We start from the raw sequence: 12,223 nt of genomic DNA, 5'->3' as shown, positions 1-12,223 counted from the left end.
AGATAGCTTTACGTAATGTGTTCAATACGTTTGATGATGATGTCTGCACAGCATGGCAAACCGGGCCAGCAACCGGCCGGCCTCGGGGGTATCGGTGACTTGTTGCTGCACCTTGGCCGGGTCTTTTCCCAAGGCCTGGATCACCGGCGACATGTTGCGGATGTACCCGGCCATGATGCCATGGGTGTATTCCGGATGAAACTGCACTCCCCAGGCAGCAGGACCCAGGCGGAAGGCATGATGGGGGTCATGGGTGTTTTTTGCCAGATGCACCGCGCCCGGGGGCAGGGTCAGCACGGTCTGGGAATGGCAGGTATGGGCGTTGAAAACCGGAGGCAGCCCTTGAAACAGGGGATCTGACAGGGCATCTGCGGTCAGGGTGATGGATGCGGTGCCGATCTCCAGGCCGTCGGGATGAAAATCCACCTTACCGCTCATAGCCTTTGCCAGCAGTTGATGCCCGTAACAAATTCCCAGCACCGGGACCCCGGCCGTCACCACCCGGGCCAGCCACGCTTCCACATTCAGACTCCAGTCCAGGTTCTGGGTGACCATGGCATGGGAGCCGGCGATCACGGCCCCGCTGAAGGTGCCGGGTTCAGGCAGCACTTCAAATGCCGGGGCATTGACCAGCCGGATCTGATTTTCACCCACGCCTAAACCCTGGCGGATCCAGTCTTCAAAATTCCCGAAAGAACAAATAAGATCGGCAAACGTATCTCCGGTCTTTACAATCAGAATTTTTGGTTGCTTCATGATGTCAGCCCGTGACCTCTCCTAAGATAAGATCTTCCACAGCATCCAGGATACCCAGGTGCCGGGTGATGTGAAACCGCACAGTGGGATGTTTTTGTCGGGCGGTTTCAACGGCCCGGGGAATATCTGTCTGCACATGGCTGCCCGCGGAAATGAAAAACGGAAAGATCACCATCTCGTCCACCCCGCTGTCCGCCAGCTCCTGGATCACTGTTTCCAGGGACGGGTCGCAGAACTGCAAAAAGGCATGCACCACCTGGTGTATGTCATTTGAACCATTGGTTTTGACCTTGGTATCCAGCTTTTTTGCCAGAGCCGCCACCTCTGCGGCAGACGCTTTTTGGCGGCTTCCATGTGCCGCTAGAATGATTGTTTTCAAATCAAGCTCCTGTCTGTTGGATGTCGTATTTAAATCTTATCCTTTATGGGCTTATATGGGCATCTGCGTCTGGCAGCGCCATTTAATTGTCATGGGTGATGGGAACAAAGCCACTGTCCCTGATCATCTTTCTGGCCGGTCCGCTGTGCAGATAGGTCAGAAACGATTTGACCGCTTTTGACATGCGATCGGGATTGACATACAGAAAAAGGGTCCGTTCCAGGGCTGTTTCTGAATCATGGCCGGTGATTTCCACGGGTTTGACTTCATGATTGAGATATGCATGGCTGACATAACCGATGGCGTACCGGTTTTCAGCCACTGCCGCCAGAACGCCGCTGTTGGAGAATACCTGTATGTGACCGGGTGCCGGCGAGGCGCCATTCAGGATGCGTTGTTCCCACATTCTGCAGGTGCCTGATGCTGTCTGTCTCAATACAATTTGAATGTTAGCATCGGCCATGTCGTCAGATTTCCAGGAGGATATCTTTCCGGAAAAAATATGTCTGAGGTCTGTGATGGATAACTGATGCAAGGGATTGGCGGTATTCACAATCGGGACGATTCTGTCCCGGCATACGGGGAATGCTTTCAGGGTGATCCCTTTTTTTTCAGCTTCCTGAACAAGTGTTGTTGGCGCGGAAACAGACGAGGCAGCCATGTCACATTCGTTTTGAATCAGTGCGGCAATTCCCGTCAGAGAACCGGTGGCCTCGATGAAGATCTGTTTCTGATCCGGGGTTTGATACTCGGCTGCCAGTCTTTCCAGCATCGGCGCCATGGTGGTGGAGCCTTTGATGACCATTTGTTCCATGGGCGGAGATGTGCAGCCAAACAGTTGTATGCAGCAGGCTGCAACCAGTAGCACGATCATCTTTGTGAACCCGGATTTCATGGCACCTCTCTTTCCCTGTCTTGCTTAAATAAAGCCCGACAGGTTGTTTTTTTGATAGCATAGACCCAATAACATCCATGCCCTGACGGGCACAACAAAACATGAAACACTTGCAAAATTGGAAAAATGGTCATAATTATCAAATTTTTTTTATTTAGCCGATAAAAATGAAGAGGATAATTATGACCAAGAAATTAGATACCACATTTATTCAGATTGTTCACCCTGTTTGTTGCGGTTTGGACGTTCATAAGAAAAAAATTTCAGCCTGTCTTATCACTGTGGATAATAACGGTAAGGAACAGTATGAGATTAAAGAATTTGGTACGTTCACCAACGATCTTGTCGAGATGAAGAATTGGTTGCTGAACAATGAATGCCCGGTATTGGCAATGGAAAGCACAGGCGTTTATTGGCGGCCGGTTCATAACGTTCTCGAAGGATTTATGGAAGTGATTCTTGTAAATGCCAGACACATCAAAAATGTTCCGGGACGTAAAACAGATATCAGCGACAGTAAATGGCTTGCCGGGCTCTTGAGACATGGCCTTTTAAAAGGCAGCTTTATTCCGGCAAAAGAGATACGCCAGTGGAGAGAACTGACAAGGATCAGAAGAACGTATACCGAATCTCTGGCTGATTTTAAACGACGTGTGCACAAGTTGTTTGAAACCGCCAACATTAAAATCGATTCCGTTGTATCTGATCTGTTTGGAGTTACAGGTCAAAATTTGATTTCATTATTATGCGACGGATCCGAATTGAATTTGGCAACAATTGAACAGAATACCAAACCCGGTCTGAAAAAAAAGGTTGTCGAACTGCATCGCAGTATTCAGGGTTTTTTTGAAGATCATCATCGGTTTCAATTAATTGGCCTGATGGAGGTAATGAGATCTTTGGAAAAACAAATCGATGAAATTACCCGGAGATTAGAAGATCTTACCTCTGGCCACCAGGATCTATTGGATCGATTGGATGAGGTACCAGGTATTGATAAGAAGTCGGCGCAATCAATTGTCAGCGAAATTGGTGTGACCCTCGATGAATTTATTTGTACAGCTGCGCTTGCCTCTTGGGCAGGCTTATGTCCGGGAAATAATGAAAGTGCCGGCAAAAGGAAGAGTGGCAGAGCTTCTGTGAGAAGTCACCCATTCAAAACCATATTGATCGAAGTGGCCTGGGCAGCAGTCCGGAAAAAAGGGTCATACTACAGGGCCAAATATTTTAAGCTGAAGTCCAGGCGTGGCGCAAAAAAAGCTATCGTTGCAATTGCACATAGAATATCAAAAGCAATTTTCAATATCATAAAAAATGGAGATCATTTCATGGACCTTGGTGAAGATTATTTGACTGCCCAGACAAGACAAAAGGCTATCAACAGCATTAAAAAGCGAGCCAATCAACTTGGTTATGAATTGGTTCCATGTGCGAATTGATAATTTTTTTAGGTGAAGATTATGGGTAAGATTTTTTGAGCAGAAAAAAAGTCGATGAAGAAATGAAGCCATAGAGCGCGATAATAACATGACTGGTCGGCCTTTTGCACAACTAACTGTCAGTCCTTAATTAAAGGAACTACGCATATAAAACTGTATGAAACTTGGCTGGCCACCTGCTTAAAAAAACAACCTGTAAAAGATAATCAAGCAGACAAAGGAGGCACTTCCTGAATATAATTCAAATCGGGTTTTCATCATGGACTTTGCAGACAAACAAAGCCAGTGGTGAAGTGTGTCCTTAACGATGACGGTGTTTCATATAAACACAGGGATTTTCAAAAGACAACATTGAAAAGGACCGGTGTTTATCATCAGTACCCGCAGACCGCTTTTCCCGGCTGGTGAAAATCTAACAGAGGTCAAATCTGTTTTTATCAATTGCCATATAAAATAATGCACAAACATAAGCCCCCCTGTATCCATCAGCAGCAGGCAGAGCTTTCAGCGGGGTTACCAGGAAAGGAAGGAATCGATGGCCGGGCAAGAAACCCGGAGGGATAATCAGACAATGACGGAAATTCTCGAACAGCACAGCATCATTTCAGCCCTTTTTTTCATGAGTTCACTGTTTTTGGGAAAAATGGTCAATTTCATCAGTTATTCTGTGATGAAGGAACGGATCATTTCCCGGCAGCAATGGGACCTGAACATATGCTGCGGAAAAACCGGTGCCGGGAAAATCAATGCAGATATCATCCGGCATGCGCAGGTACCCAATTTTGTCCTGATCGACGATATTTACCAGCTGCCTTTTGTGGACAGGCAGTTCAAGAAGGTACTGTGTTCACATACCATTGAACATGTGGAACAGCCGGAGTTGTTTTTCAGGGAACTGTGCCGGGTAGGAGAAAGCGTCACCATTGTTCTCCCCCCGCTGTGGGATCTTTTTGCCGCGTTCAATTTTCTGGAACACAAATGGATTTTTTTGACGATGCGCAAAACACATCATTCCCTGCCAGGGTACCTGCCGCTGCCGTTTGCCGGCCATGTCCACAGATATCTTGGCCAGCGGTTCAAGGCCTGAGCCGACTCATTCAGCCTGATTTTTGCCTGTTCAAGGCCCTGGTGCTGGCAATGCCGGCATCGGAACGTTTGGCCTTTTTTTTCAGTCCGGCCAGCATGTTGGCCATGTCTTCGACCGTCAGCCCCTTTTTGTCACCGGCAGTCAGTTCCAGTATGGCCACACTGACCGTCATCAGGGGCAGGTTCCGTTTTTTGCCTTCCCGATCCATGGCCAACAGAAAACCTTTTTTCACGGTATCGAAATCATAGAAACTTTCAACATTCTTTTTGAATTCCCTGGCCAGGGATACCATCTGATCTGCCACCGTTTCATAGGTACTGTTTCGGATTCCCATGAAGAAATCATCCCCTCCCACATGGCCCACGAACCGGTTTTCGGAAAATGCGGTTTTTTTGAGGAGTTCGGCAAACATCAAAATGACCCGGTCACCGCTTCGGAATCCATACCGGTCATTGAACGCTTTGAAGTTGTTGAAATCAAAGTAGATCAGGTGATAATCCGCTTGTTCATCCGACAGACTGCTGCTCAAATATTCATGGATCAGGTTGTTGCCGGGCAGCTGTGTGAGCGGATTCTGATCCCGGGCCTGGGTCAGATTTTTTTCATTGATCAGTTTGAGCAGGGAATTGGTACTGAGCACACCGACATATTTCAGGTTGTCCACCATGATCAGGCCTTCATTATTATTGAACCGGGTGTAGATTTCAATCAGAGTTTCAAGGGAAGCGTGCACATCCGCCACAGGGATTCTGGCTACAAAACGGGAAATATCTTTGCCAAAAGAGGGGTTCTCCAGCAATTGCCTGCCGAATTTAGAAAAAATATACTGTTTGAATGCGGTTTCCCTGATAATGCCCAGGGGGTCACCATTCGGGTCGATCACCGGAAAAAAAGAGGTGTCCGGATTTGTTCTGAACTGATCAAAGACATGGACCACGGTGCAGTCGAATGATATCGGTTCCAGGTGAGTGATTTCACCGGCGGTCAGTGAACGGTGCTTATCGTCATGGTTCCGGCGGTCTCTTCGTATAATCTGCCTGATGGTATCATAACAGGACTTGATGGTATCCAGGCCATGGCCGGGTGGCTGGATCACATCCCCCTGAATCAGATCACACCCCAATTCCCGGCACTGGATGAATTCCGCCTCGGTCTGGACCTCACCGGCGATCACCCGGCATCCCATCAGATGGGAATAGGTGATCATAAAAGACAGGATCTGTCGGGTTTTGGCGTTCTCCCTGAAATCACGGTAAAGGTCCCGGTGAAGGATCATATAATCCGGTGCCGTTCGGTCCAGCAGTTGAATCCCTTGAGAGCGGATATCATATCCTGACAAGGCTATCCGAAATCCCTGGGACCGGTACCTGTCCAGTATGTGAATCACTTGCTCGTCCATGATGACATCCGGATCCACTCGCAGGACAAAGCAGATATCAGCAGGGACCAGCCCTGAGTGTTCGATCATTGAAAGGATGCTGCCGAGGTGATAATCCGGCGACAGGCATATTCGGTGATCCAGGCGAAGGAAAAGCCTGAACCGGTTTTCTTTTCGAAACGGTAAAAACCGGGTCAGTATTCTCTGTTGCAGAAACAGGTCCACCTGATGGCGCAGGCCCTTTTCCCGGGCAGTGTCAAACAGATCACTCCGAATTTCAAAATTATCCCCGGTAAACCCGGAGAACCAAGCCTCGACGCCGAACAGATGTCCGGTATGAACGTGAACAATGGGATGAAAAACGAATTCAGGATCCATCAGATCCGGCATCTGGGTGAAAAGGCCTGTTTCCAGAGTTTCCCTGCAAATGTTTATGGTCATTTTTTTCCTTGCCAGTAATTTTTATCACCCTAAAACGGAATTATTACAGGATGATTAGCACCTGGCAAAAAAAAATTTCATTTCCGGTTGAGAATCGCGGTAAAAAAATAGTCTTCTAACAATACCCTGCTATTATCTATCAAAACAGTCGATGGGCCGTCCGGCTTTTTGTCCGGTTTTACTCATAAAACAAAACGGTTGGGGTTAAATATACATCCATGAATTCTCTGAAAACGGTAAAAAATATAAGGCTTCGATACATCCTGGCGTTGAGCGCCATCGGCTTGCTGGTGACGGCATCCTTTATCGCCATGAACAACGTGATATCAAAACAGCGCGGATTTTCCAGTCTGGTCAACCTGGCCGGACACCAGTCAGGGCTTGTCAACCGCATTGCGTATTTCAGCAGTTTGATGGTGTCCACTGACGATGAAACCGAATTCAACATGGCACGGGCTCAGCTGGGAAAGACCATTCATAAAATGCAGGGTGCACATCATGTCCTGCGCCATGGGAGCCGGGAAAAGGGCATTCCAAAAGTGACCAATGAACGGCTGAAGATCATTTTCGATGATCCTTCCGTGGGATTGGACCTGGCGCTGAGCCGGTTTTTGCATCATGCGGGAGATATTTATCTTTCCGGCCATGATGTGCTCAATTCCAAATTTTTTTCCTATATCTATCTGACCACTTATGGCCCCCATGTGTTGGAACCCATGCTGGATGCCGCCGTGGATGAATATCAGAAAATCGGGAGAGCCGCCATCGTAAAGATCGAAAGACTGGAGACCATGATCTGGGGGGCAACCATCCTGATACTTCTGCTGGAGGCCGGGCTCATATTTTATCCTTTGGAGCGTCATGTCCGGGCAACCATCAACTCCCTTCAAACCAGTGTGAGGTCTCTGACTCATATCCGTAAGCGCCTGACAGCGGCCCAGAAACTGGCACGGGTGGGAGACTGGGAATACCGGTTTTCGGATCGCAGATTGACCTGGTCGGATCAGACTTATGACATTTGCGGTGTGGACAGAAAACAGTTTGAGGTCAATGAGGAAAGTGCGCTTCAACTGGTTCATCCGGATGACCGTCCGGCGGTGAAAGCTGCATTAAAAGGGGTGGTGGATCAAATAAAATCCGCTACCATGGAATACCGGATCATCTGTCCAAACGGACAGGAACTGATGATATTTCAGCAGGCAGCCGTCAGAAAACATGACGGCAGGCAGGTTCTTTCCGGCACGGTCCAGGATATTACAGACCGGAAAAAATCGGAAAGTCAGATCAGGAAACTGGCACTGTACGATGCTCTGACCGGACTGGTCAACCGTCGTCTGCTGGGAGACCGCCTGGGCCAGGCCATTGCAGCATCCCGTCGAAGTCAGAAGTATGGGGCGGTTCTCATGCTGGATCTGGACAACTTCAAGACCTTGAATGACACTTCCGGTCATGACATCGGCGATGCTCTGCTGGTTGAAGTGGCCCAGCGCCTCAATGCCTGTATCCGTCAGACCGATACAGCCGCCCGTCTGGGGGGGGATGAATTTGTCGTGCTGCTGGAATGGCTGGACGGCCATCATGACACCAGCCTGAAAATGGCCCTGGATGTGGCTGAAAAAATACGGATTTCCCTGAACCGGCCCTATGTTCTGGGTAAAAAAAATCATATGTGTCATGCCAGCGCCAGTATCGGGACGGTCATTTTCAAGGGGGATGTCCATACATCCAGTGAACTGCTCAAACGTGCGGACGTGGCCATGTATGAGGCCAAGGATCTGGGACGAAACCGGGTCTGTCTGTTCAGCAAAAAACGGCAGGCCATCGTCGACCGGACCACAGCCATGGCCTATGATTTGAAAAAAGCCCTGGCCCGGAATGAATTTTCTTTGTATCTGCAGCCTCAGATTATGGGAACGGGAAACGTCTGTAGTGCTGAAGCGCTGCTGCGATGGATTCCTGCCGGGAAACAGCCGGTCTCACCGGGGTTGTTTATTCCCATTGCCGAAGAAACCGGACTCATTTTGCCTCTGGGAGAATGGGTACTGACAAACGCCTGCCAGCTCCTGGTCAAACTGCAGGAATGCCGGAATCTGCCGACCGGTTTTACCCTGGCCGTCAATATCAGTGCCCGCCAGTTTTCGGATGATCATTTTCTGGAAAAAGTGAAAGCCATCATCTCAAGCAGCGGAATCGATCCCCGGCGGTTGAAATTCGAACTCACGGAAACCTGTCTGCTCCATGATCTGGATAGCGGCCGGGCAACCCTTGAATCGCTGCAGCAGATGGGGATTCATATCGAACTGGATGATTTCGGCACCGGGTATTCGTCCCTGAACATGTTGAAAAACCTTCCCATCAACACCCTGAAAATCGATCAATCCCTGATTCACGGCATTGAAACCGGTTCCCAGGGCAAAACCCTGGTCCGGGCAGCCATTGCCATGGCCAGAGCCATGTCCATGACCGTGATCGCAGAAGGGGTTGAAACAGAGCGGCAGGAATCATTTCTTGTGGAAGAAGGCTGTGACATCATGCAGGGATTCCGTTATGCCCGGCCCATGCCCCTGCCGGACTTTACGGCATATCTGAACGAAAACACCCGGCCCGGGTCAAAGGGGGAAAAACCCCGCCTGATTGTCCTGGAAGCCCGAAATCATGGATGATGGATGGCAATGCCTCTAAACGATCACCCATGGAAAGACGCCCTGATTCTTTGACGAAAAAAACGGACAACAGGATACGCAACTCATGACGCTTCTTTCTGTTTTGAAGACAGTGACCTGCCTGGCAAAAGACCGGGTACCCGGACAACTGGTCATCCAGATCACCAATCAGTGCAATGCCACATGCCCCCAGTGCGGCATGCGGAAGACCGCGGATATCCGCCGAACCCGTTTGGAAGCCGATGTCATCCGGCAGCTCCTGGATGCGGCCGGGGAAAAAGGGGTTCAGGCGGTTTCATTTACAGGTGGGGAACCCCTGTTGTACCTGGACCTGGTCATGGAATTGATCTCCCATGCCGGCCGGGCCGGCATCCCTTATATCCGCACCGGTACCAACGGGTTTCTGTTCTGCGGCAGCCGACAGCCGGGTTTCAGGGACCGGATCAAGGCCATGGCAGACAAACTGGCGGCAACGCCTTTGAGAAATTTCTGGATCAGTCTGGATTCTGCCGTGCCAAAGGTGCATGAACAGATGCGGGGGCTGCCGGACGTGGTCCGGGGGATAGAGACGGCCATTCCCATTTTTCATGATGCCGGCATATTTCCGTCGGTGAACCTGGGCATCAACCGCCTGGTGGGCGGTCCATCGACCCGGGACCTTCACCGGAAAGGTTTTTCCAGTGACACCGCGTATCTGGAAGCGTTTTACCAGAGGTTTCATGCCGCATTTGACCGGTTTTTCCGGCAGGTGACCCGGATGGGATTCACCATTGCCAACACCTGTTATCCCATGAGCATTGAAGACACTGGTTCGGAAGACGGGCTCCAGGCGGTGTATGCGGCCACGGCCGGGGAGGCCGTGGTGCGGTTCACCCGGGAAGAAAAAGTGGCCCTCTACCAGGCCCTGGCCGCCAATGTGACCCGTCACCGGCCTTATTTGCGCATCTTCACCCCCCTCAGTGCCCTGCATACCCTCATTGCCCAGCATCAGGCATTGCTTCCGTCCCCCGGTCCGGCAGTGGAAACGGCCGGATGCCGAGGCGGCACAGATTATTTTTTCATCGGTTCCGATGACGGCCACACCTACCCCTGCGGGTACCGGGGCCGTGAAGACCTGGGGCCTTTTCCGGATTTGGATCTGCATGCCTTGAACCCGGTGCCGGACTGTCGCCAGTGTGACTGGGAATGCTTCAGGGATCCGTCCGAACTGTTTTCTCCCCTGCTGGATGCCCTGCACCGCCCGAAAAGGGTGCTGAAACGGATCTCTCATGATCCGCGTTTTTTCTCTCTGTGGCAGAAAGACCTGCGGTATTATGCAGCCTGCGGATATTTCAACGGCCGAAAACCGTCGGCATTATCCCGGCTTGCCTGGTTTGCACCCACCGGCCCGAAGACCTGTTAAGAAAGACGGACCCGCATGGTGCGGTCACATCATTTAATACCCGCATACATGAAGGACTGCACAAACTGGCGCTGAAACAGAAGAAATGCGATGAGCAGCGGGGCCACGGACAGCAGGGTGGCGGCCGATACAATGGACCAGTTGACCCCGGATTCCGGGGCCCCGAAAATACCCAGGCCCACGGTCAAAGGACGGGTCTCCACTGAATTGGTGATGATCAGGGGCCACAGAAAATTGTTCCAGTGGTGGCTCACCGATACCAGGGCATAGGCCAGGTATGTGGGCCGGGCCAGGGGCACATATACCCGCCACATCACCCCCAGGGTGCCGCACCCTTCCAGGCGGGCCGCATCTTCCAGTTCTCTGGGAGTAGATTTGAATGCCTGTCGCAGCAGGAAAATACCAAAGGCACTGGCCATGTAGGGCAGGCCGATGCCGGTGATGGTGTCCACCAGCCGGAAGCGGGACAGGGTGACGTAATTTTCCACGATGAGAATTTCCGGGGTGATCATCAGCTGGATTAGCACCAGGGCAAATACCACCTGCCGCCCCGGAAAATCAAACCGGGCAAAGGCATAGGCAGCCAGGGTGCATAGCAAAAGCTGGCAGGACAGGATCAGGGTCACCAGAACCACAGTATTGACGGCATACCGCAAAAAAGGAGCTCGGGACAGGGCCTCGGCAAAATTGTCCAGGGTCAGGGGAGCGCCCAGCGTGAAATTGACGGCATAGGCCCCGGGATGAAACGCGGCCCAGAAAGCATAGACCAGCGGAGAGATCCAGAGCAGGGCCAGCACCCAAGCTGCCGTGATCTCCAGGTACGCTTGAAAAGTGTCCAGAATGCGTGTCATCGGTAATGCACCCGTTTATCCAGGATAAAGAACTGGCCCAGGGCCATGCCTGCCAGCAGCAACAGCAGCACCACGGTCAGGGCTGCGGCATAATGGGTTTCAAAATAGGAAAACGCAGTTTCAAAAATATAGTACAGCAGCAGGTTGCTGGCATTGTCCGGCCCCCCCTTGGTGAGGACGAACAGATGGTCTACCAGCTTGAAGGAGTTGAGCACCGCATTGATGAACACAAACAGGGTGGTGGGCATGAGCAAAGGAAACATCACCCTGAAAAAATAGGTCCAGCGCCCGGCCCCTTCCAGGCGGGCGGCTTCCTTGAGTTCCGGCGGGATATTCTGCATGGCGGCCAGGTAAAAGATCATGAAAAACCCGGCTTCCTTCCAGATGGTCATGACCATGACGGCCGGCAGCACCGTGGCCGGGTCCCCCAGCCAGTTGTGGCCGGAAAGGCCTACCCCCGTGAGGATCTGGTCGATGAGGCCGATATCCGGGGTATAGAAAAACAGCCAGATGTTGGCCACGGCGATCATGGGCAGGATGGTGGGGGTGAAGTAGGCCATGCGCACCAGGGACCGGCCGGGCAGAGCCCGGTTCACAAACAGGGCCATGAGAATGGCCAGGGCGATGGAGGTGGGAATGGTCCCCAGTGCGAACCACAGGTTGTTGCCCAGCACCTTCCAGAACACGGGGTCTGCCATCATCATCCCGTAGTTGTCCAGGCCCGTGAACCGGGATGGCCGGATGGCCGTTCCCTTGGAGAACAGGCTTTTCACCACCGTGGTCACCGTGGGATAATGGGTGAAGGCGATGAGCAGGATGGCCGCCGGCATCAGCAGGAGCCAGGCATGCACGTGATTTTTCCGGGGGAGCAGCATGGAGCGCCTTTTTTTCCTGTTAACCTGTTCCGTGCCGGGACCGGGTTTCATTCCCGG

General features: G+C 51.4%; 10 protein-coding genes. 4 read left to right on the top strand and 6 right to left on the bottom strand.

Translation table 11 applies throughout. From position 1 onward, the window contains the following. Window positions 1-21 precede the first annotated feature (21 nt). The 3 genes from K365_RS0123210 to K365_RS26935 all read right to left on the bottom strand — a co-directional run bounded on the left by K365_RS0123210 (window position 22) and on the right by K365_RS26935 (window position 2,030). Window positions 22-756 carry a glutamine amidotransferase gene (locus K365_RS0123210; protein WP_024336531.1) on the bottom strand — a complete coding sequence of 245 codons (735 nt, stop codon included), beginning with the start codon at window positions 754-756 and terminating at the stop codon, window positions 22-24. Between the two features lie 4 nt (window positions 757-760). Beyond that, window positions 761-1,135 carry a sirohydrochlorin chelatase gene (locus K365_RS0123205; protein ID WP_024336530.1) on the bottom strand — a complete coding sequence of 125 codons (375 nt, stop codon included), beginning with the start codon at window positions 1,133-1,135 and terminating at the stop codon, window positions 761-763. Window positions 1,136-1,217: 82 nt separating this feature from the next. After that, window positions 1,218-2,030, bottom strand: a complete 813-nt coding sequence (locus K365_RS26935) for a PstS family phosphate ABC transporter substrate-binding protein (RefSeq protein ID WP_006964409.1) — start codon at window positions 2,028-2,030, stop codon at window positions 1,218-1,220. A 182-nt stretch (window positions 2,031-2,212) separates the two neighbouring features. On the opposite strand from K365_RS26935, the gene K365_RS0123195 reads away from it, so the two are divergent. Continuing rightward, window positions 2,213-3,469: an IS110 family RNA-guided transposase gene (locus tag K365_RS0123195; RefSeq protein WP_029724930.1), complete on the top strand. Its 1,257-nt coding sequence runs from the start codon at window positions 2,213-2,215 to the stop codon at window positions 3,467-3,469. Between the two features lie 535 nt (window positions 3,470-4,004). After that, entirely contained in the window at window positions 4,005-4,556 is a 552-nt protein-coding gene (locus K365_RS0123190; RefSeq protein ID WP_024336529.1) for a methyltransferase domain-containing protein, read from the top strand. Window positions 4,557-4,566: 10 nt separating this feature from the next. Here K365_RS0123190 and K365_RS0123185 read toward each other — a convergent pair whose 3' ends face one another. After that, on the bottom strand, window positions 4,567-6,375 hold the full coding sequence (locus tag K365_RS0123185) for a GGDEF domain-containing protein (RefSeq protein WP_024336528.1): 1,809 nt from the start codon (window positions 6,373-6,375) through the stop codon (window positions 4,567-4,569). Window positions 6,376-6,593: 218 nt separating this feature from the next. Between K365_RS0123185 and K365_RS0123180 the strand changes: the two genes are divergently transcribed. Beyond that, window positions 6,594-9,038 carry a putative bifunctional diguanylate cyclase/phosphodiesterase gene (locus tag K365_RS0123180; protein WP_024336527.1) on the top strand — a complete coding sequence of 815 codons (2,445 nt, stop codon included), beginning with the start codon at window positions 6,594-6,596 and terminating at the stop codon, window positions 9,036-9,038. Window positions 9,039-9,123: 85 nt separating this feature from the next. Further along, complete coding sequence (locus K365_RS0123175; protein ID WP_024336526.1) at window positions 9,124-10,440, top strand: radical SAM protein; 1,317 nt, start codon at window positions 9,124-9,126, stop codon at window positions 10,438-10,440. Window positions 10,441-10,469: 29 nt separating this feature from the next. Here K365_RS0123175 and K365_RS0123170 read toward each other — a convergent pair whose 3' ends face one another. Beyond that, window positions 10,470-11,291, bottom strand: coding sequence for a carbohydrate ABC transporter permease (locus tag K365_RS0123170; protein ID WP_024336525.1), 822 nt, complete (start codon window positions 11,289-11,291; stop codon window positions 10,470-10,472). Beyond that, window positions 11,288-12,166 carry a carbohydrate ABC transporter permease gene (locus K365_RS0123165; RefSeq protein WP_029725735.1) on the bottom strand — a complete coding sequence of 293 codons (879 nt, stop codon included), beginning with the start codon at window positions 12,164-12,166 and terminating at the stop codon, window positions 11,288-11,290. Before K365_RS0123165 ends, K365_RS0123170 begins: the two co-directional genes overlap by 4 nt. Window positions 12,167-12,223: the final 57 nt, after the last annotated feature.

Source organism: Desulfotignum balticum DSM 7044 (genome assembly GCF_000421285.1).
Lineage (GTDB): Bacteria > Desulfobacterota > Desulfobacteria > Desulfobacterales > Desulfobacteraceae > Desulfotignum > Desulfotignum balticum.
This window is presented reverse-complemented; position numbering and strand designations above follow the sequence as displayed.

Bases quoted from the DNA above. Each gene is read 5' to 3' on its own strand.
- K365_RS0123210 (WP_024336531.1), bottom strand. From the start codon at position 756: ATGAAGCAACCAAAAATTCTGATTGTAAAGACCGGAGATACGTTTGCC.
- K365_RS26935 (WP_006964409.1), bottom strand. From the start codon at position 2,030: ATGAAATCCGGGTTCACAAAGATGATCGTGCTACTGGTTGCAGCCTGC.
- K365_RS0123195 (WP_029724930.1), top strand. From the start codon at position 2,213: ATGACCAAGAAATTAGATACCACATTTATTCAGATTGTTCACCCTGTT.
- K365_RS0123190 (WP_024336529.1), top strand. From the start codon at position 4,005: ATGGCCGGGCAAGAAACCCGGAGGGATAATCAGACAATGACGGAAATT.
- K365_RS0123185 (WP_024336528.1), bottom strand. From the start codon at position 6,375: ATGACCATAAACATTTGCAGGGAAACTCTGGAAACAGGCCTTTTCACC.
- K365_RS0123180 (WP_024336527.1), top strand. From the start codon at position 6,594: ATGAATTCTCTGAAAACGGTAAAAAATATAAGGCTTCGATACATCCTG.
- K365_RS0123175 (WP_024336526.1), top strand. From the start codon at position 9,124: ATGACGCTTCTTTCTGTTTTGAAGACAGTGACCTGCCTGGCAAAAGAC.
- K365_RS0123170 (WP_024336525.1), bottom strand. From the start codon at position 11,291: ATGACACGCATTCTGGACACTTTTCAAGCGTACCTGGAGATCACGGCA.
- K365_RS0123165 (WP_029725735.1), bottom strand. From the start codon at position 12,166: ATGCTGCTCCCCCGGAAAAATCACGTGCATGCCTGGCTCCTGCTGATG.